Consider the following 19240-nt stretch of genomic DNA (forward strand, 5'->3'; position numbering starts at 1 on the left):
GACAGCAGGTAAGGCTCAGGCCAGAGGGGCTGCGGCACGAAGGTGAAAGAAAGATGCAGCCACTGGCGCTATGGCGAACGGGCACAGCGGCTGTGCGCTGCGCTGTCCGGGCGCGCGTTCCCGTCAGTGGGGCTTGGGCGGTTGTTCCTCATCGGACAGGCGCAGCGCTTCCTCAGTGTCCTCCGGATCGTTGGAGGGCACCGCGTAAGCGCCTGTGAGCCATTTGCCGAGGTCCAGGTCGGCGCAGCGGCGGGAGCAGAATGGGCGATACTTAGGGTCAGTGTCCTTGCTGCAGATCGGGCAGGTCACAGGGCCTCCTCGGGCAGGGTCAGGGAGAGCGGCAGCCGCTCGCGCTTCCTTTGCATCTCATACTGGCCCAGCGGCGTCCACCCGGCGAGCACCGTCTCGATCGGGTCGGCGCGGAAGGCGGCCTTGAGGCTCTGCTCAAGCTGCTTGCGCTGGCCCTTGGGCATGGGCGCGAAATCCACCACGATGCGCCCGCCGAGGCCGCGCAGCCGCAGCGCGCGGGGCAGCGCCTTGGCGGCGGCGATATTGGCCTTAAGCGCAGCGGCGGGAGACATGTCGCCGCCGGTGTTCACATCCACCGCCACCAGCGCGCGGGTGGGCTCGACAAAGAGCGTGGCCTCCGATGCTCGCTCGCGTGGGCCTTGCAATTCGGCCAGCGCATCGAGCACGCCGTGGCGCTCGAAGCCGCCGGGCTCGGTGATGACCTCGGCCCGGTCGGTCCACTCGCGCCAGGCGGTGAGGTGCGGGCCGTCGCCGGGATGGATCTCGCCCGGTGCGCCGTCAGACAGCGCGGCCTCGGCGGTGGCGACCATGTTGGCGATGTCTTCGGCAATCTCAGCCGCCTCGGCGCCCATGCAGGACGAGCGCAGGATCAACCCCCAGTCGCGGCCCTCCAGCGCCTCCAGCGCGGTGAGCTTCAGCCTGTCACGCTCGTCCTCGTCGCGGATGGAGCGCGCCACGTTAACCCCTGGCGCATCGGGGGTGACGATCACGTAACGCGACTTGAAGGTGAGGCTGCGGGTGACGGGCGGGGCCTTCTCCGTCTCGGCGTAGCCTGTCACCTGCACCACCAGCGCCTCGCCGGGGGCCACGCCCCTGGCCTGCCGGAACCAGAAGCGCTGGCCCTCGGCGGCCAGAAAGATGCCCCCCTGCCCCTTCGCCTGACGCTCGGCCCTGGCCCGCCAGATCGCGCCGGGGCGGATCATGCCGGGGGCTTCGATCAGCAGATCGTCAAGCCGGCCATCGACCATGCGCGCAGCGGCCTCGCGGCCTGCAACGTGATCGAGGATGATCTGGGTGCCCTTCATGGCGTCTCTCCACCTGGGTTGGTCAGGCCGCCTTGTAGAGCGGGTAGCCCGCCGCGACCAGAAGCTGGGCCGTTTCAGCCACCGGCAGGCCCATGACGGCGGAATAACTGCCGGAAATCCACGGTATGAACGCGCCCGCCGGCCCCTGGATGGCATAGGCGCCCGCCTTGCCCTCCCAGTCGCCGGTTTCGAGATAGGCAAAGAGCTCCGTCTCGCTGAGGCGCTTCATCTTCACGGAAGTCACCACGTCACGCTGCCACATCCCGGCCGCGGAGCGCACCGCCAGCGCGGTGATGACCCGGTGGCGACGGCCCGACAGCGCCCGAAGGAACGCGCCCGCCTCGGCGCGGCTTTCGGGCTTGCCAAGGATGCGGCGACCGAGGGCGACGGTGGTATCTGCGGTGAGCACAAGTTCACCCGCGCCGGGCGGCAGCGCCTCGGCCTTCTCGACGGCCATGCGGGTACAATAGGGGCGCGGAAGCTCCCCCTTGGCCGGTGTCTCATCAATGTCGGCAGCGCGGATTTCGTCGGGTGTTATGCCCAACTGGCCCAGCAGCTCGCGACGCCGCGGGCTGCCGGATCCGAGGATGAGTCGCATCTTACCGGAAGCGGTAGTTGATGCGGCCCTTGGTCAGGTCGTAGGGCGTCATCTCCACCTGCACCTTGTCGCCGGTGAGGACGCGGATCCGGTTCTTGCGAAGTTTTCCTGCCGTGTGCGCGATGATTTCATGGCCGTTTTCCAGCTCGACCCTGAACGTCGCATTGGGCAGGAGCTCCTTCACGACACCGGGAAATTCGAGCAGTTCTTCCTTGGCCATGGTCACTCCATTGTTGCATGTGCGCCGCACTGTGGCGGACGCGGCACTAGATGCGCTCACATCCGCAACAAATCAAGCAGAAATACGGTTCCCACATGGGGTTGTGACCTTTTTGGCAGGCGGGTCAGCCTTGAGTGGGCGGGCCGAAGCGCCGTTTCATCCGCTCCAGCAGCTGGTCACGCACCTGACGGTAGACGCCCATCTTGGCCTCGCGGGTCTCACCAAGGCCGGACGGGTCCATGATCGGCCAATATTCGACGTCGAGGTGGAACACCCGCGTCATCTCCAGCGCCTGCCGCTGAGAGGCGGGGGAGAGGGCGACAATCAGGTCAAACCCCGAAAGGTCATCGCCCCATTGCTGCATCTCCTCGAAGCTGCGGGAGCGGTGGCGGTGCAGTTCCACCCCGATTTCGTCGCAGACAGCGATGGCGAAACCGTCGATGTCCAGATCGTTGTAAACCCCCGCCGACTGCACGTAGGCGTCGTGGCCGTAGAGCTTTTTCATCAGCCCTTCGGCCATCGGCGAGCGGACGGCGTTGTGATCGCAGCAGAAGAGCACCGAGGAGGGGAAATCCTTGCCCAAGCCTAGCTCCCGTAGTGCAGAACGCAGATGAGGGTGAAGAGGCGGCGGGCGGTGTCGGTATCGACCTCGGCCTTGCCCTCCAGCCGCTCCTGAAGCACCCGCGCGCCCTCGTTGTGGATGCCGCGGCGGGCCATGTCGATGGCCTCGATCTGGTGTGGCGGCAGCTTCTTGACCGCGTCGTAATAGCTTTCGCAGATCTGCCAGTAATCCTTCACCACCTGCTTGAACGGCGAGAGCGAAAGGTGGAAGGCGCCGATCTCGTTGTCCTGTTCGTCGGAGATGTCGAACACCAGCCGACGCTCACGGATGCACAGGTGCAGACGGTAGGGGCCGGGGGGCATCTCGTAGCCCTCGCGGCCTGCGGGATCGAAGCTGTTGTCTTCCAGCAGGTCGAAGATGGCCACCTTGCGCTCCTGCTCGATTTCCGGCGTGGGCGGCGGCAGGTTGGCGTCGTCAATCTCGATATGGCAGATGCGGCTCATGGGCGCGTGTCTCCGTGGCTTCGGAAAGAAGTAACGCCTGCGGACGGTTACTGCAATGCAGCGAAAACGTCAGGTGTCGGTGCTGACCTCATCCCAGCGCTCGCCCTCATAGGCCCCGATCAGCCAGTTCAGCGCGTGGTGGCGCTCCCAGATGACATCGGGATAGAGGTTTGCGGGCGGCGGGCGGCCATCGAGCCGGGCCTGCCGGGTGGCCCAATGGTAGCGATAGATCAGATCGGCCGCATCGAGCAGCTCGGTCTGCGAGCGGAGCTTGGCGCGGGCGCGCAACCCCTCGGCGCCCAGCTCGCGGAGGGTGTCGGCCATGCGGGGCACATCCATGATTTCGCTGGGATATTTCAGCGTATCATAGATGCCGAGCGCCCAGAGCATGACCTCTACCGTCTCGTAGCGCCAGGCAAACTTGGTGCGTTGGGCCTGGGTGGGCGCGGCGGCGTCGATGAAGGCCTGCTCTTCGGGCGAGAAGTAGCCCTCGGCGTTGAACTGGGAAATGAGGCTGCGGGCAAGATCGCTGTCGCCCGTCTCGCCCTTCACCGCGACGATGGCGAGCGCGAGGGTGCGGCGGATGACCTCTTCCTCGCTGCGGCGAAGGCTTTCGGCCTCGGTTTCGATGGCTGGCAGCCAATCGATATAGCGCACGCCCTCCGCCTCGAGTTGGGCAATGGAAGCGGCCTTGCGATCTTCCGCCTCACCCGCGTGGAGCGGCGTGGCGAGGAGCAGGGCGAGGAGGGTGGCGCGGATCATCGGTTCAGCTTGTCGAGGCGGGCGCGGACGGAGAGGCCGTGGGCTTGCAAACTCTCTGATTTTGCGAGGGTTTCCGCCGCCGGGCCGATGGCGCGGAGGGCCTCCGGGGTCATCTTGGCCAGGGTGGTGCGCTTGAGGAAATCCATCACCGAGAGGCCCGAGGAAAACCGGGCGGAGCGGGCGGTGGGGAGCACGTGGTTGGGGCCGCCGATGTAATCGCCGATGGCCTCGGGCGTCCATTGGCCGAGGAAGATGGCGCCGGCGTGGTTGATCTTTTCGCTGAGACCCTCGGGATCCGCGACGCAGAGTTCGAGGTGTTCGGGGGCGATCCGATCAGACAATTCTGCCGCCTCTTCAAGGCTTTGCACGGTGATGACCGCGCCGTTGTCGCGCCAGCTTGCGCCTGCGATCTCGCGGCGTTCGAGGGTTTGCAACCGGGTGTCGATCGCCTCTGCCACGGCGCGCCCGAAGGCGGCGTCGGTTGTGATGAGGATCGACTGGGCGCTTTCGTCGTGCTCGGCCTGGGAGAGCAGGTCGAGGGCGAGGAAGTCGGGGTCGTTCTCGGCGTCTGCGATAACCAAGATTTCGGAAGGCCCCGCGATCATGTCGATGCCGACGCTCCCGAAGACGCGGCGCTTGGCTGCGGCGACGAAAGCATTGCCGGGGCCGGTGATTTTATCCACGGGCGCAATGGTTTGCGTGCCATAGGCCAGCGCCGCAACGGCCTGCGCCCCGCCGATGCGGTAGATGGTGCTCACCCCGGCCAGGCGGGCGGCGTAGAGGACGAGGGGGTTCGATTCACCGCCCGGGGTGGGGCAGGCGATAACGAGGCGGTCGACGCCTGCGACCTGGGCGGGCACCGCGTTCATCAGCACCGAGGAGGGGTAGCTGGCAAGGCCGCCCGGGACGTAGAGGCCCGCTGCTGAAACAGGGCCCCAGCGCCAGCCAAGGGTGGCGCCGTCCGGGTCTGTCCACTGGGCATCCTCGGGCATCTGGCGGACGTGGTAGGCGCGGATGCGCTCGGCGGCCAGCTCCAGCGCGGCGGCCTCTTCGGGGGGCACTTGGGCGCAGGCCTCGTCGATCTCGGCCTCAGAAAAGGCAAGGGTTTCAGGGGTTAAGCTGAGGCGATCGAATTTTTCGGTGAGCTCGATAACGGCTGCATCGCCGCGTGCCCGGACATCGGCGATGATCGCGGCCACCGCCTCGTCGACATCGGGCGAGTCCTCGCGCTTGGCACTCAACAGGGCCTGGAAGCGGGCTTCGAAATCGGGCGCGGTGCTATCGAGAAAGACGGGCATGGGCTCTCCTTTGGCAGCCTCTTACCCGCCGGGCGCATCGCCCTCAAGCGCATCGAGACGCAGCATCATGTGGCGTTCGTCGTGGTAACTTCCGTTAACGCGCAGCGCGCGGGGGCTGACCCCCACCTGAACGAACCCGTGACGGGCATAGAAGGCCTGCGCGCGGGGCGCGGCGGAGGAGACATAGAGCTCCAGCTGCGCCACCCCGCTTTCACGCGCCAGCCCCAGCGCCGCGCCAAGCAGATCGCTGGCGAGGCCGGTGCCACGGTGGGCGGGCTGGACGTAGACCGACATGAGGAAAGCGCGATGGCCGATCTTCACGCCCACTTCGCGCATGTAGAGCAGGATGCCCACCAGTTCACCGCCCGAGAAAGCGCCGAAATTGTCGCCCATTTCCAAGCGGTTGGCAAAATCGAGATCGGTCTTTGCACTGGCCTCGGCGTGATCTTCGCCAAAGGCCTCCGGCGCCTCGCGCAGGGCCTCCAGCCGTAGGGCGCGGAAGGCCTCGGCATCGCCCGGGCCAAGCCGCCTGATGCTCACTCTTCCGGGTGCTCCGGGGCGTGGCGGGAGGGCGCGATATAGGGGCGGGTTACGTCTTTCAGCACCACGTCGAGGCATTCGACGGAAAGCCGGATCGCCCCATCACCGGCCAGCGTGAGGGTGAGCGTGCCGGTGCCGTCCTCTGCCTCGTCCCAGGAAATTGCCAGCAAAGACAGGATGGTATCGGTATCGGCGCGGTCGATGCCCATGGTGGCCACGCTCATCACGTCGCCCACCCGCAGCACCGATTGCACCCGCTCGTAGGGCCGACCGCGGGCCTCGGCGCGCTCCTTGTCTTCCCAGCGGAAGCGGTTGAGCAGCAAGGCAAATTCGCGGCCCGGCTTGTCATATTTCATCTCGGTGATCGGGAAGACCGCGTCCTGCACCAGCGAGGAGACGATGGGCACCGAGCCGTCATCCATCGCGGCAATGTAGATAGGGCGGTCTGCCCCGTCTTCGAACTTGGCGTCTTCAGCCACGGGCAGCCTCCGAAGGCGTGTTTTCAGGCGTTTTTTGCATCACCTGAAAGACATAGGGGGTTCGGCACGGGCTCACAAGCGGCAGTTGGCGCACCGCCCCGCCGGGTTAACGAAAGGTGGCGCGGTTAAGGTGGGTTAACATGCACATCCCATGCACCCGCTATGCACAATCCATGCATACGCGGTTTGCGCACAGCGACGCCGGGTTACCCCGCCGTTCGCGCCGCAGCGCACAGGGCGGCACCCGCTCAATCGGGCGTGAGCCAGCCCATGAAACAGGCGCGGTAGAGCCCCGCATCGCAGGCCTGCCGGTAGAGCGGCCCGGCCTCCGCCTCGCTGCGGGGCACACCGACGCCCCGGGTGTAGAGCGTGCCAAGGTTGAAGCAGCCCATCGGCTCGCCCCCGTCGCAGCTGAGGCGATAGAGCCGGGCGGCCTCGGCGGGATCGCGCTTGATGCCCTGCCCCGACTCGTAATGCGTGCCCAGATCGTTGCAGGCGGCGGGTTGCCCGCCGTCGCAGGCCTGAGTGAAGAGCGCGATTGCCGTGCCGACCTCGCGCCGCACGCCCTTGCCCACAAGGTAGAGCGTGGCGAGGTTGGCGCAGGACAACGGCGCGCCCATATCACAGCCCTGCCGATAGAACCGCGCGGCCTCGGAGAAATCCTGCGCCACGCCCTGCCCCGCCTCGAAGAGCGTGCCGAGGTTGGAGCAGCCCAGCGGCTCGCCGCCGTCGCAGGCGGCGCGGTAGAGGCGGGCGGCCTCGGCCTTGTCGACGGCGACGCCATCGCCGCCGTCGTAGAGGGTGCCGAGGTTTGAGCAGCCCAGCGGATCGCCCTCGTCACAGCCCTGCTTGAAGAAGCGGTGGGCGGCGGCCATGTCGCGCGCAACGCCGTTGCCATCGAAGTGAAGTACGCCAAGGAAGGTGCAGCCCTCGGGATCGCCCGGATTGCAGCTCTGCGTGTAGAAGCCCGCCGCGGCAGCAAAATCGACCGGGCGGGAGAGGCCATACTCGTGGTGGCGCCCGAGATCGGTGCAGCCCGCTGCCAACTGCATGTCGCAGGCGCGGTTGTAGAAGGCATAGGCCTTCACCTCGGAGACCGACATGCCTTCGCCGCGCTCCTGCATCAACCCGAGGCGGTAGCAGCCTTCGGCGTCGCCGCCGTCGCAGCCGCGCAGGAAGCTGGCGGCCACGGTTTCGGCGGGCGCAGGAGGCTCGGCGAGGTACTGGAGCAGGCCCTGCGATGTGCAGCTATCGGCAACCCCCCCGTCGCAGGCCTGGCCGTGGAGGCGCATCGCTTCAGCTTTGTCCTCCGGCACGCCGTGGCCGTCTTCGAGATAGCTGGCGAGGCTGCCGCAGGCGAAGGCCGCGCCAAGGTCGCATCCCTTGCGGTGGAGGGAGACGGCCTCGGGTGTGCTTTGCGCCACGCCCTCACCTTCTTCATACATCCAGCCAGCCATGGTGCAGCTCCAGCCGTCATCCATCTCGCAGCCCTTGAGCAAGAGGCGCGCGCCTTCTGCCGCGTCGGGCGCGAGGCCGATGCCCTCGGCGGTGTTCTGGCCGAGCAGGCCGCAGCCCCGCCCGTGCCCGCCTTCGCAGCCCTTGGTATAGAGCGCGGCGGCGGCGGCAGGATCGGCCGCGGTGCCGCGCCCCTCCTCGGTGTTCACCGCCTGCCAGGTGCAGCCCATGGCGTAGCCCATCTCGCAGGCCTGCGCGAAGAGTTCGGTGGCGCGGGCATCGTCGGGCGGCACGCCCTCACCGTCTTCGTAGGCATAGCCGAGGAAGGTGCAACTGCGGCCATTGCCGCCCTCGCAGCCCTGCTGGAAACGCGCCGCAGCGGCGGTGAAATCCTGTGCGGTGCCCACCCCGTGGCGCAGCATGAACCCGAGGTTGCCGCATCCGTTGGCGTGGCCCTCGTCGCAGGCGCGGGTGTAGAGGCGCACAGCTTCGGCTGCGTCCTGCGGCACGCCGAGGCCGGCCTCGTGGAGGTATCCCAGCGCGGTGCAGCCCGCCGCATGGCCGCCCTCGCAGGCCTTGCCGTAAAGGCGCGCGGCCTCGGGCGGGTCGGCAGGCAGGCCGTCGCCATCCTGCGTGAGGTAGCCCAGTGCGGTGCAGCCGTTAGGATCGCCGCCGGTGCAGGCCTGTTGGTAGAGCGCGAGGGCGGCGGGGATGTCGGGCTCAGTGCCGAGGCCGCGCTCGGTGTTGTGGCCGAGGTAGGTGCAGCCGCGCAGGGTGCCAAGATCGCAGGCGCGGGCGTAGAGGCGGTTGGCCTCTGCCGGGTTTTCGGGGCCGGTCTCGCCGTATTCGGCATAGGTGCCGAGGTAGATGCAGCTCCAGCCGTCTTCCGCTGCGCAGGCCTTGTCATAGAGCTGTTCGGCGCGGCGCTTGTCCTGCGCGACGCCCAGACCGTGCTCGGTCAGCCAGCCCAGCGCGACGCAGCCGCGCGGGTGGCCCCAGTCACAGGCGCGGGTATAGAGCCGGGCGGCTTCTTCAGGGTCGGCGGGCTGGCCCTTGCCGGTTTCATGGAGGAAACCAAGGTTGGTGCAGCCCTTGGCATCGCCGTAGCGGCAGGCACGGCCATAGAGCGTGGCGGCGCGGGCAAGATCGAGGGGTGCGCCATCACCCAATTCGGCCATGGCGCCCAGCGCGGTGCAGCCGCCCCCGTGCTCAAGATCGCAGCCCTTGGTGTAGGCCTCTTCGGCACGGGCAAGGTCGAGCGGGGTGCCAAGGCCCTCCTCGTGCTGAAAGCCCGCGTAGGTGCAGCTGCGCCCGTCGCCTTCCGCGCAGGCGCGGGTGAACACCGCCATCGCCGATGCCGCCACATCGGGCCAGATCCGCGCGGCCTTCTCGAAGCAGGCGGCGATTGAGAGGCCGGGGCAGTTGGTGCCGATGTAGTCAAGCTGGGTGCGCTCGAGCGCGGTGAGGTGATCGACATCGAGGCACAGTTCGGTGGCGAGGTTGCCGCAGTGGTTTGGGCGCGAGAGCGTGGCCGCGTCATCGGGCACATGCTGGGTGCCTGCAGCGGCGGGCAGCGCGGCGGCAAGGGCGCCCAGCAGGGCCAGCAGCCGGATTACACGCATCACTCTCACCTCGTCTCACCGCTTTCACGGCCAGAGTATCCGTGCAGGCCGGAAAGGGAAGACTCGCGGGCCGGGGTATGTCAGGGCGTGCCGGTGGTGCCGGGTGCCGAACACAAAATGGCGTGCGCCGAAGGCGCGCAATCTGGCAGCGGTCAGTCGCCCTCGTGCAGACGCTCGATATCGGCCCCCACGCCGGAGAGTTTGCGCACGACGTGTTCGTAGCCCCGGTCGAGGTGGTAGACGCGGCTCACGACGGTTTCGCCCTCTGCGGCGAGGCCGGCGAGGATGAGGGAGACGGAGGCGCGCAGGTCGGTGGCCATCACCGGGGCGCCCTTCAGCTTTTCGACGCCGGTGACGGTGGCGTGGCCGCCGTGCACATCGATGTTGGCACCCATGCGCATCAGCTCCGGGGCGTGCATGAAGCGGTTTTCGAAGATCTTCTCTTCGAGCACCGAGGTGCCCTCGGCGGTGCACATCAGGGCCATCATCTGAGCCTGCAGATCGGTCGGGAAGCCCGGGAAAGGCTCTGTGACCACATCGACGGCGCGCACCCGGCCGTTCTTGCGCTTCACCTTGAGGCCACGGTTGGTTTGCGTGACCTCGATCTCGGCCTCTTCGAGCTTGTCGGCAAAGGCCCCGACCAGCTCGCGCTGGCCGCCCAGCAGCTCCACCTCGCCGCCGGCGATGGCGGGGGCGAGCATGTAGGTGCCAAGTTCGATCCGGTCTGTCACCACGGGGTGCGTTGCGCCGTGCAGGCTGTCGACGCCCTGGATGGTGATCGTGCCGGTTTCGGCCCCCTCGATCTGCGCGCCCATCTTGTTGAGGCAATTGGCGAGATCGACGATTTCGGGCTCGCGGGCGGCGCCCTTCAGCACGGTTGTGCCCTTGGCCAGAACGGCGGCGAGCAGCGCGTTTTCGGTGGCGCCAACCGACACAAGCGGAAATTCGAATTCGGCCCCCTTGAGCCGCCCGCCGGGGGCCTTGGCGTGGACGTAGCCGTCACGCAGATCAAGCTCCGCGCCCATGGCTTCCAGCGCCTTCAGGTGCAGATCGACAGGCCGCGCGCCGATGGCGCAGCCTCCGGGAAGGGACACCACCGCGTGGCCGTCGCGCGCCAGCATGGGCCCCAGCACGAGGATCGAGGCGCGCATCTTGCGGACGATGTCGTAATCGGCCTTGTGGTTGTTGATGTCATGCGACGACATGGTGAGCACCTTGCCATCCTGCAGCGAGGTGACCTCGCAGCCGAGCGAGCGCAGCAGCTCTGTCATGGTGCGAATGTCGGAGAGGCGCGGCGCATTGGTGAGCGTCAGCGGCTCTTCGGAAAGCAGGGTGGCCGGCATGAGGGTGAGGCAGGCGTTCTTGGCCCCCGAGATCGGAATGTCACCAGAGAGGGCTCCGTTGCCCCGCACCACGATTCTATCCATTGTCGCCCTCTTTACCGCTCGGCTCTGCCGTTTTGTCTGTTGTCTTGCCGGTGTTCGCCCCTGACCGTGCCTTGGCCTGCGCCTTGCGGCGGGCCATGTTGGCCTTGAGCGCCTGTTTCAGCCGCTCTTCACGCGACGCCCCGGATGTGTCGCCTTTGCTCATGAAAGACCTTTAGGACAAGGGGCGGGCGGCGTCCATCCCTTGGCAGGCCTTGCCGGGCGTTGCCGCGCCGCGCCGGGGGGGGTCAGGCCTCAACCCAGGCGCGGGCCCGCTGCATGATGGCGGCGCCGGTGGGCGAAAGATCGCCGTGGGCGTCGATCACCGAGATCCCGGCGGCGAAATTGGCCCGGTCGGTGCGGGCCGCCTCCAGCGCCTCGGCCTTTTCGGCCTCGGAGAGCACCCCGGAGGCGGCGAGGGTTTCCATCGCCCAGGCCATGCGGGCAGAGACATAGGTGGCGTGGTAGATGCCATCCATCGGGCGCGGGTCGATCCGCAGCGGCGAAGGGAAGAGATCTTCATCGGGGTTGCGCACAAGCGGCTCGTCGATGGTGAGCCCGAAGAGCAGCGAGTGGGAGGCCTCATGGGCCAGCACCTCGACAATCGCCAGCCGGGTCTTGTGGAAGGCCGGGTTGAGCAGGAGCAGGCCCCAGAACTGGTAGTGCGAGGCGCCGTCGAACTGGGTTTTGGCACCCTTGCGGCCCTCGGCGGCGACGATGCGATGGATGATCGCGGTGAGCTCGGCGTGCAGATCCGGCAGCGCCTGTTGCATCAGGGCGAAGCCTTGCGCGAGACGCTCTGCGAGATCGGCGGCCTTGGCCTCGGTCGAGGGGGCAAAATTGGCGGCGTCCTCTCCCATCCGCAGATCGAGCAGGGTATCGACCTCCCCTGCCCCGCCGCGCGGCAGCGTGGTGAGCGGCGGGCGCGGCATGCTGGTGGCGGCGGTGAGGGGCGCGAGGTTGGGCGGCACCTGGTCGGGCAAGTCCTCCAACAGCAGCGCGGCGATGTGGAAGTAGCGGCCAAAAGCCTCTGGCCCGACGCGGAGCCCGCCGGCGATGCGCGCGGCGGCCTCTGTCAGCGGGGCGGAGATGCCTGGCGTGTCTGCGGTGACTTCGGCGAGGTGGCTCAGGCTGGCGGCCAGCTCATCGTGCATCCGCGCATCAAGGTACTCAGCCCGCGCCGGGTTGGGCGCGAAGCTGTAGAGCGTGTCGTCAGAGGGGGCGGGCGCAGGCCCGCGCCCGGTGTCAGGCATTCAGGCCCGGCGGGTTGGCGCCACGGCCTTGTCGCCCATCTTGAGGCCCACCTTGGCGCCCGCTTTCAGGCCCACCTTGTTGCCCATCTTCACGCCATCCTTGGCGCCCATCTTGGCGCCTTCGTTGACGGCGGAGTCCAGCTTGAAGCCAAGCAGCTTGCTGCGGTCGATTTTGGTCATGAAAGTCGCTCTCGTCTTGATGTTCTTCTACGGCGATACTAGGGGCGACCCAGGGTAAACTGTCAAGGTGGTGCGCATGGCCTCCCTCCCCCTTTTGATATTTTTCCTGAGGAAACCCTTCAGGAACACGCTCCGAGAGATGCGCGAGAATGCGCCCAGGTTCGGCTATCGGATCAAGATATTCAGCTATGAGCGGCTGGGGCGCTGGCCGTTGCCGGCAGGGGCCGCCGTGTTCACCGATTTCGAGCGGCTGGCGCCCTGGGAGCTTGAGATGGTGTCGGTGCTGCGGGCGCGGATCGGCGAGACGGGTGCGCCGGTGCTGAACGATCCGGCCAAGTTCCTGCCGCGTGGGGCCCTGCTGAAGGTGCTGCACCGGGAGGGGGTGAACAGCTTTGGCTGTGCGCTTCCGGCTCAGGGCGAGCGCCCGGCGCGGTTTCCGGTGTTTTTGCGCACCATGGCCGCCCATCGCGGCGTGATCGGCGACTTGCTGCACAGTGCGGAGGAGGCCGAGGCGGCGCTAGAGTCGGCGGTGGCGGCGGGCTACCCGATCTCAGACCTGATCTTCGTGGACTATGCCCCGCTGGAGAAGGAAGGCGGCGTGTTTCGCAAGCGCGCGGGCTTCGGGATTGGCGGCACGGTGGTGCCCGCCCCGACGGTGTCGGACCATCACTGGGTGGCGAAGTCCGGGGTGAAGGGGGCGGCGGGTGCGGCGGAGTATGCAGCCGACCGCGCCGAGTTGGAGGACTGGCCGCACCGCGCGCTGGTGGCGCGGGTGATGGCGCTTTCGGGCATGGACTATGGGCGGGTGGACTTTGCGCTGACGTCGCAGGGGCCGGCGGTGTTCGAGCTGAACACCAACCCGCAGATCCGCCGTGGGCTGGAGCATCCTGACGAGAATCGGGTGGCGACCTGTCGCTGGATCGACGCGCGACTGCACGAGGCGCTGGCGGAAATCGCCCATCGCGGCGCCGGTGCGGGACGGGCCGATCTGCGCGGCGTGATCGGACCGGGCGGGAAGCTGAAAAAGGCGGCAAAATTGCCCTAGAGAAGGCTTGCACTTCAGTGCGACTGATGTAAAAGGCCCCTCACGCCGGGCTTGGCACCTCGCCGCCCCGAGCCGGATGCTGTGGTAGCTCAGTGGTAGAGCACACCCTTGGTAAGGGTGAGGTCGAGAGTTCAATCCTCTCTCACAGCACCATCTCTCTCCGTTCAGATCGACCTTGGGTCCAACCCGCCCTGCGGCGACCATATTCTCTTTGGTCTTGATGCCCTCACCGCCTTCACGGCCACGGCTTTCGCCCCCTCCCCAAAATCAGCGAGTGTTCGGGGCCATGGCTTATCCCTAGAGTTGTCTTTGTCGGAACTCCCTCCCGCACCGCGGCCTTGCCGACAGCGCCCGCCTTTCCCCTGAGGCGGGCGCGTTTCTTTTGGCGTTGGCCCCGGGCTGCGGGTGTTCCTGTTGAAAAAGTGAACCGCCGCGAGGTTGCGGGCGTAACTTGTTCAACTCCGCACAGGTTGCGGGGCTTCTAGAACCTGGGAGGATCAGACAATGAATATCATCACACTGACGAAGGCCGCGGTGGTTTCGGCGGCGCTGGCCGTGTCGGGCTGCACCACCACCGGCAGCAGCAGCGGGCCGGACATCGTGGAGGTTGCGCAGTCGACCGGGAGCTTCGAGACGCTGGTGGCGGCGGTTTCGGCGGCGGGGCTGGTCGAGACCTTGCAGGGGCCGGGGCCCTACACCGTTTTCGCGCCGACAGACGAGGCCTTTGCGGCGCTGCCTGCGGGCACGCTGGACGACCTGCTGAAACCGGAAAACCGCGACACGCTGACGGCGATTCTCACCTATCACGTGGTGCCGGGCGTTGCCGAAGCCTCCGACCTTGCGGGGCGGCGGGTGAGCGTGCTGACGGCCAATGGCGGCAAGCTGCGGATCGACGGCACCCGGGGCGGCGTGCGGGTGAACGACGCCATGGTTGTGAGCGCAGACGTGCAGGCCTCCAACGGCGTGATTCACGTGATCGACAAGGTGCTGCTGCCCTGAGCAAGCCCCCCAGCCAAAGCGGGGCGCAGTGCACGGAAGGGTGGGAGCCAGCACTCCCACCCTTTTTTCATGCCGGGTCGGCGGTGCGGATGCGAGCAGCGGCGAACTTGAACTCGGGGATCTTGCCGAAGGGGTCGAGCTGCGGGTTCGTCAGGAAGTTGGCCGGTGCGTCGCGGAAGCAGAAGGGGATGAAGAGCATACCCTGGGTCACGTCGCGATCGGCCCTCAGCGTGAGGGTGATGTCGCCGCGGCGGGTTTCGACCGTCACCTGCTGGCCGCGGGTGAAGCCCATGCGCCCGATGTCCTTGGGGTGCATCGACACCACCGGCTCCGGCTCCTGCGCGTTGAGCGCCTCGCTCGTGCGGGTCATCGCGCCGGTGTGCCAGTGCTCCAGCATCCGGCCGGTGGTGAGGACCAAGGGGAACTCGTCATCAGGCAGCTCGTCGGGCGGGACGAGATCGGTGGGCACGATGCGGGCGCGGCCGTCTTCGGTGGGGAAGCCCTCGGTGAAGATGACCTCCTGCCCCGGTTCGTCTTCGGAGGCCGCCGGGTAGGTGACGGCGCCTTCGCGCTCGATCCGCTCCCAGCTGATGTTGTTGAGCGAGGGCATCATCGCGGCCATTTCGGCATAGACCTCGGGAACGTCCGTGTAGGTCCAGCCACAGCCGATGCCATTGGCGACGTCGCGGATCAGCTCCCAATCCTGCCGGGCCTCGCCGGGCGGGTCGAGCACCGGACGGCCAAGCTGCACCTGGCGGTTGGAGTTGGTGTAGGTGCCCAGCTTCTCGGCCTGCGAGGAGGCGGGCAGGATGACGTCGGCGTGCCATGCGGTTTCGGTGAAGAAGATGTCTTGCACCACGAGGTGTTCGAGGCTGGCCAGGGCGGCGCGGGCATGATGCTGATCAGGGTCTGACATGGCGGGGTTTTCGCCCTGCACATACATGCCCTTGATCTGGCCGTCGTGGATGGCGTGCATGATCTCGACCACGGTGAGGCCGCGGACGTGATCGAGCGGGCGGCCCCAGGCGTCTTCGTACTTGTCGATCAGTTCGGCTTTCTCGACCGATTTGTAGTCGGGGTAGAACATCGGGATGAGGCCCGCGTCCGACGCGCCTTGCACATTGTTTTGCCCTCTGAGCGGGTGCAGCCCGGTGCCGGGGCGGCCGACGTGGCCGGTGATGAGCGAGAGCGCGATAAGGCAGCGGGAGTTGTCGGTGCCGTGGACGTGCTGGGAGATGCCCATGCCCCAGAAGATGATGCCACGCTCGGCCTTGGCGAAGGCGCGGGCGATGGTGCGGATCTCGTCGGCATCGACGCCGCAGATCGGGGCCATTTCCTCGGGGGTGAAGCCCTTCACCTTTTCCTTCAGTGCGTCGAACCCGGAGGTGTTGCCCTGGATGTATTGCTCGTCCGTCAGCCCCTCTTCGATGATCGTGTGGATCATCGCGTTGAGCAGGGCCACGTCACGGCCCGGCTTGAAGATGACGCCATGGGTGGCGTGGCGCATGAGGCGCTGGGAGCGCGGGTCCATCACGATCAGGGTGGCACCGTTCTTGGCGGCCTGCTTGAAGTAGGTCGCGGCGACCGGGTGGTTTTGCTCGGGGCGGGCGCCGATGATGATGATGCAGTCGCTCTTCTCGGCATCGGTGAAGGGGGCGGAGACCGCGCCGGAGCCGACGCCCTCCATCAGTGCGGCGACCGAGGAGGCGTGGCAGAGGCGGGTGCAGTGATCGACGTTGTTGGTGCCGAAACCCTGGCGCACGAGCTTCTGGAACAGATAGGCCTCTTCATTTGTGCCCTTGGCGGAGCCGAAACCGGCGAGGGCTGCGCCGCCGTCGCGGTCGATGATGGTTTTCAGGCCGCCTGAAGCGCGTTCGAGCGCCTCTTCCCATGTGGCTTCACGGAAGACCTCGTGGATGCGGTCGGTGGAGAGCGCCGCGTGGGCTTCTTTTGGCGCATCGTCGCGGCGTATCAGCGGCTTGGTCAGGCGCTCGGGGGAGAGCACGTAATCATAGCCGAAGCGGCCCTTGATGCAGAGCTTGCCCCGGTTGGCGGGGCCCTTGCGGCCTTCGACCTGAATGATCTTGCCGTCTTTTACCGAAAGCTCGGTCTGGCAGCCGACGCCGCAGAAGGGGCAGACGCTCTCCACCTTTTTCTCGGCGTATTCGGTGCGTTTGGTGGCCTCGTCGTTCAGCAGGGTCTTTTCCATCAGCGCGCCGGTGGGGCAGGCTTGGACGCATTCACCGCAGGCGACGCAGGAGGAGAGGCCCATCGGGTCGGCCTGGTCGAAGACCGGCAGGTTGGCGGTGCCGCGCGAGGCCATGCCGATGACGTCGTTCACCTGCACGTCGCGGCAGGCGCGCTCGCAGAGGGTGCAGGAGATGCAGGCGTCGAGGTTGACGGCGATGGAGGGGTGGGAGGCGTCGCGGAAGATGGAGTCGACCGGGATTTCCGATTTCGCGCCGGGGCGGGTGGAGGGGAAGTGGGTTTCTGTGAGGCCCGCCAGCTCGGCCTGGTGCCAGAAGCGGGCGTCCGGGTCGGGGGACTGGTCGCGCGCGGGCATGTCGGAGGCGAGCAGATCGAAGACGAGGCGGCGGTTGGTTTTGACGCGGTCGGTGGCGGTTTGCACCTTCAGGCCTTCGGAGACGCGGCGCTTGCAGGAGGCGGCAAGGGTGCGCTCGCCCTCGATCTCGACCATGCAGGCGCGGCAGTTTCCGTCGGAGCGATACTCGGGGTCGTCCTTGTAGCAGAGGTGCGGGATGGCGGTGCCTTCGCGCTTGGCGACCTGCCAGATGGTTTCATGCGCCTCGGCGGTGACGTCCTTGCCGTCGAGCTGGAAGGTGACGGTGGTGGGGAGGTCTTTCATCGTGCGGTCTCCAGTTGGACCAAGGAACGGTTGAGCGGAGTGCCCGCCCGGTGCGCGCCGCAAGGCGCCGGGCAGCGCCGGCCCGCCCCCCGGGTCGGCGCTTGGGTGACGTCGGCACTGACCTCGGAGGGAAGATGACCACTCAGCCATAAAGTGCGCCGAACAACCGTTGCTGCGCCAACCCGCGGACCGGCGCTGCCCGGCTGGCGTGGTGCTGGGTGGTGGGTCGGGGTGGTGGGCAGATTGCCCATCCTACAGGGCGCGCTCATGCCAGCTCCTCCGGGAAGTAGCGGATCAGGTGGCGGATCGGGTTGCCCGCCGCCTGGCCGAGGCCGCAGATCGAGCTGTCGGTCATCACGGTGATGAGGTCGTTCAGGAGGTCGGTGGAGGGTTCATCCCCCGCGAGGATCGCCGCCGCCTTTGCCGTGCCCGAGCGGCAGGGGGTGCATTGGCCGCAGCTCTCGTGCTCGAAGAAATGGGTGAGGTTCAGTACCGCCTCGCGCACCGAATCCTCTTGGCTCAGGATCATCACCGCGTGGGAGCCCATGAAGCCGCCGTCCTTCTCGAACTCGCCGAAGTCGAGCGGGCGGTGGGCCTCGGAAGCGGGGAAGATGCCGCCCGAGGCACCGCCGGGGAGGAAGGCCTTGAGGGTGTGACCCTCGGCCATGCCGCCGCAATGCGCGTCGATCAGCTCTTGCAGCGGGATGCCGGCGGGGGCGAGCTTGACGCCCGGCTCCGCGACGCGGCCAGAGACGGAATAGCTGCGCAGGCCCTTGTTCTCTTCCGTCTGGCCCTTGTCGGCAAACCACGCGGCCCCATGGCTCAGGATCTCGGGCACCCAGAGCAGGGTTTCGACGTTGTGGTTGAGCGTGGGCCGCCCGAAGAGGCCGACCTCTGCGATATAGGGTGGCTTGTGGCGCGGGAGGCCGCGCTTGCCCTCGATGCTTTCGAGCATCGCGCTCTCTTCGCCGCAGATATAGGCCCCTGCCCCGCGACGCACTTCCATGGGCACATGGGCGAGGCCTGCGTGCTCCAGCGCCTCGATCTCGGCCTTCAGGATTTCCAGCACCGCCGGGTACTCGTCGCGCATGTAGATATAGATACGCTCACAGCCGACGACATGGGCGGCGATGAGCGCGCCTTCGAGCATCCGGTGCGGGTGGCGCTCCAGCCACCAGCGATCCTTGAAGGTGCCGGGCTCGCCCTCGTCGCCATTCACCGTCATCAGCCGGGGGCCCTCGTAGCCGCGCACGAAGCCCCATTTCTTGCCCGCCGGGAAGCCCGCGCCGCCGAGGCCGCGCAGGCCTGCATCCGACATGGTTTCGATGACCGACTCAGGGGAAATATCCCCTGCCCTCACTTTCTCATACACAGCATAGCCTCCGGCTTCCCGGTAGGCCTCAAGCCCCTCGTAATCGGGGATCACCGGGGCCAGCGGGCCTGTTGCGGCCTCGGTGAGGCTGTCGGGGGTGGCGTGATCGACCGCGCGCTTGCCGACCTGCCCTGCCGGCGCACGGTCACAGGCGCCGATGCAGGGCACGGGCTGGATGCGGACGCGCTCGGGGTCGGTGCTGGCCTTGAGGGTTTCGATCAGCTTGCCGGAGCCTGCGAGCGAACAGGTGAGCGACTCGCAGACGCGAATGGTGACCGGCGCTGGCGCGGCCTCGCCCTCCTTCACCACGTCGAAGTGGTGGTAGAAGGTGGCGACCTCGTAGACCTCGGCCTGCGCGAGGCGGAACATGTCGGCCAGCGCGGCGAGGTTGGCCGCCGAAAGGTGGCCGCAGCCATCCTGAATGAGGTGCAGCGCCTCGATCAGCATGTCGCGGCGGCGGGGCATGTCGCCCAGCAGGCGGGCCACCTCCTCCAGCGCCGTTTCCTCGACCTGCCGCCCCTTGGGCTGGCTGGCATCGCGGCGGGCAAACTCTCTGCTGGCCTTGTTCATCGCGGCTCGCTCTCCTCCTCTTGGCTTCCACTCTATCGCACGGGCACCGCCCCGGCAAAACACCGGCCCCGACCATGGAGGCGGCGGAAACGTCACGCCGGGCGGGCGGATCGGAAACAGGCGGGGCGGGCCGGAAACCTGCGGCGAGGGGGCATGGG

The 19240-nt window shown here is 67.4% G+C and carries 19 protein-coding genes and 1 tRNA gene; 3 read left to right on the forward strand and 17 right to left on the reverse strand.

All coding sequences use genetic code 11. The features are described 5' to 3' along the window. Positions 1–123: 123 nt before the first annotated feature. The 15 genes from DYI42_RS06200 to DYI42_RS06270 form a co-directional block, all read right to left on the reverse strand. Positions 124–309 carry a DNA gyrase inhibitor YacG gene (locus tag DYI42_RS06200; protein WP_213545058.1) on the reverse strand — a complete coding sequence of 62 codons (186 nt, stop codon included), beginning with the start codon at positions 307–309 and terminating at the stop codon, positions 124–126. After that, positions 306–1334 (reverse strand): ribonuclease E/G, encoded by a 1029-nt coding sequence (locus DYI42_RS06205; protein WP_213545059.1) that lies wholly within the window; start codon positions 1332–1334, stop codon positions 306–308. Before DYI42_RS06205 ends, DYI42_RS06200 begins: the two co-directional genes overlap by 4 nt. Before the next feature lie 22 nt (positions 1335–1356). Further along, a complete protein-coding gene (locus DYI42_RS06210; protein ID WP_213545060.1) occupies positions 1357–1932 on the reverse strand; it encodes a Maf family protein in 576 nt (191 codons plus the stop codon). A gap of 1 nt (position 1933) precedes the next feature. Then, positions 1934–2152 carry a translation initiation factor IF-1 gene (gene infA / locus DYI42_RS06215; RefSeq protein ID WP_074254530.1) on the reverse strand — a complete coding sequence of 73 codons (219 nt, stop codon included), beginning with the start codon at positions 2150–2152 and terminating at the stop codon, positions 1934–1936. Between the two features lie 124 nt (positions 2153–2276). Continuing rightward, positions 2277–2672 (reverse strand): arsenate-mycothiol transferase ArsC, encoded by a 396-nt coding sequence (locus DYI42_RS06220; protein WP_440870627.1) that lies wholly within the window; start codon positions 2670–2672, stop codon positions 2277–2279. A 65-nt stretch (positions 2673–2737) separates the two neighbouring features. After that, positions 2738–3217 (reverse strand): UPF0262 family protein, encoded by a 480-nt coding sequence (locus DYI42_RS06225; RefSeq protein WP_213545062.1) that lies wholly within the window; start codon positions 3215–3217, stop codon positions 2738–2740. 69 nt (positions 3218–3286) lie between these two features. Then, positions 3287–3979, reverse strand: a complete 693-nt coding sequence (locus DYI42_RS06230) for a DUF4272 domain-containing protein (RefSeq protein ID WP_213545063.1) — start codon at positions 3977–3979, stop codon at positions 3287–3289. Beyond that, positions 3976–5277 (reverse strand): histidinol dehydrogenase, encoded by a 1302-nt coding sequence (gene hisD, locus DYI42_RS06235; RefSeq protein WP_213545064.1) that lies wholly within the window; start codon positions 5275–5277, stop codon positions 3976–3978. Before hisD ends, DYI42_RS06230 begins: the two co-directional genes overlap by 4 nt. A 21-nt stretch (positions 5278–5298) precedes the next feature. Further along, positions 5299–5817: a GNAT family N-acetyltransferase gene (locus DYI42_RS06240; RefSeq protein ID WP_213545065.1), complete on the reverse strand. Its 519-nt coding sequence runs from the start codon at positions 5815–5817 to the stop codon at positions 5299–5301. Next, positions 5814–6296 (reverse strand): DUF2948 family protein, encoded by a 483-nt coding sequence (locus tag DYI42_RS06245; RefSeq protein WP_342344615.1) that lies wholly within the window; start codon positions 6294–6296, stop codon positions 5814–5816. The genes DYI42_RS06240 and DYI42_RS06245 overlap by 4 nt, the downstream gene beginning before the upstream one ends. Positions 6297–6544: 248 nt before the next feature. Beyond that, the gene (locus tag DYI42_RS06250) at positions 6545–9373 is read right to left on the reverse strand and encodes a tetratricopeptide repeat protein (protein ID WP_213545066.1); all 2829 of its coding nucleotides are present in this window, start codon (positions 9371–9373) and stop codon (positions 6545–6547) included. A 152-nt stretch (positions 9374–9525) separates the two neighbouring features. Further along, positions 9526–10800: a UDP-N-acetylglucosamine 1-carboxyvinyltransferase gene (murA, locus tag DYI42_RS06255; RefSeq protein WP_213545067.1), complete on the reverse strand. Its 1275-nt coding sequence runs from the start codon at positions 10798–10800 to the stop codon at positions 9526–9528. Next, positions 10793–10963: a hypothetical protein gene (locus DYI42_RS06260; protein ID WP_213545068.1), complete on the reverse strand. Its 171-nt coding sequence runs from the start codon at positions 10961–10963 to the stop codon at positions 10793–10795. The genes murA and DYI42_RS06260 overlap by 8 nt, the downstream gene beginning before the upstream one ends. A gap of 82 nt (positions 10964–11045) precedes the next feature. Then, positions 11046–12050, reverse strand: a complete 1005-nt coding sequence (locus DYI42_RS06265; protein WP_213545069.1) for an aKG-HExxH-type peptide beta-hydroxylase — start codon at positions 12048–12050, stop codon at positions 11046–11048. Continuing rightward, positions 12051–12230: a hypothetical protein gene (locus DYI42_RS06270; RefSeq protein WP_213545070.1), complete on the reverse strand. Its 180-nt coding sequence runs from the start codon at positions 12228–12230 to the stop codon at positions 12051–12053. 139 nt (positions 12231–12369) lie between these two features. Here DYI42_RS06270 and DYI42_RS06275 point away from each other — a divergent pair, with 139 nt between their 5' ends. From DYI42_RS06275 to DYI42_RS06285, 3 genes are all read left to right on the forward strand, one after another. Further along, positions 12370–13275, forward strand: a complete 906-nt coding sequence (locus tag DYI42_RS06275; protein ID WP_213545071.1) for a hypothetical protein — start codon at positions 12370–12372, stop codon at positions 13273–13275. Between the two features lie 78 nt (positions 13276–13353). Further along, a tRNA-Thr gene (locus DYI42_RS06280) sits at positions 13354–13428 on the forward strand. Between the two features lie 351 nt (positions 13429–13779). Then, positions 13780–14274 carry a fasciclin domain-containing protein gene (locus tag DYI42_RS06285; protein ID WP_213545072.1) on the forward strand — a complete coding sequence of 165 codons (495 nt, stop codon included), beginning with the start codon at positions 13780–13782 and terminating at the stop codon, positions 14272–14274. Between the two features lie 67 nt (positions 14275–14341). Here DYI42_RS06285 and fdhF read toward each other — a convergent pair whose 3' ends face one another. Together fdhF and DYI42_RS06295 are read right to left on the reverse strand one after the other, a co-directional pair. Then, positions 14342–17140 carry a formate dehydrogenase subunit alpha gene (gene fdhF, locus DYI42_RS06290; RefSeq protein WP_213545073.1) on the reverse strand — a complete coding sequence of 933 codons (2799 nt, stop codon included), beginning with the start codon at positions 17138–17140 and terminating at the stop codon, positions 14342–14344. 265 nt (positions 17141–17405) lie between these two features. Further along, positions 17406–19082 (reverse strand): NAD(P)H-dependent oxidoreductase subunit E, encoded by a 1677-nt coding sequence (locus DYI42_RS06295; RefSeq protein WP_213545074.1) that lies wholly within the window; start codon positions 19080–19082, stop codon positions 17406–17408. Positions 19083–19240: the final 158 nt, after the last annotated feature.

Origin of the sequence: Vannielia litorea (assembly GCF_018424695.1) — a bacterium.
Classification (GTDB): domain Bacteria; phylum Pseudomonadota; class Alphaproteobacteria; order Rhodobacterales; family Rhodobacteraceae; genus Vannielia; species Vannielia litorea_A.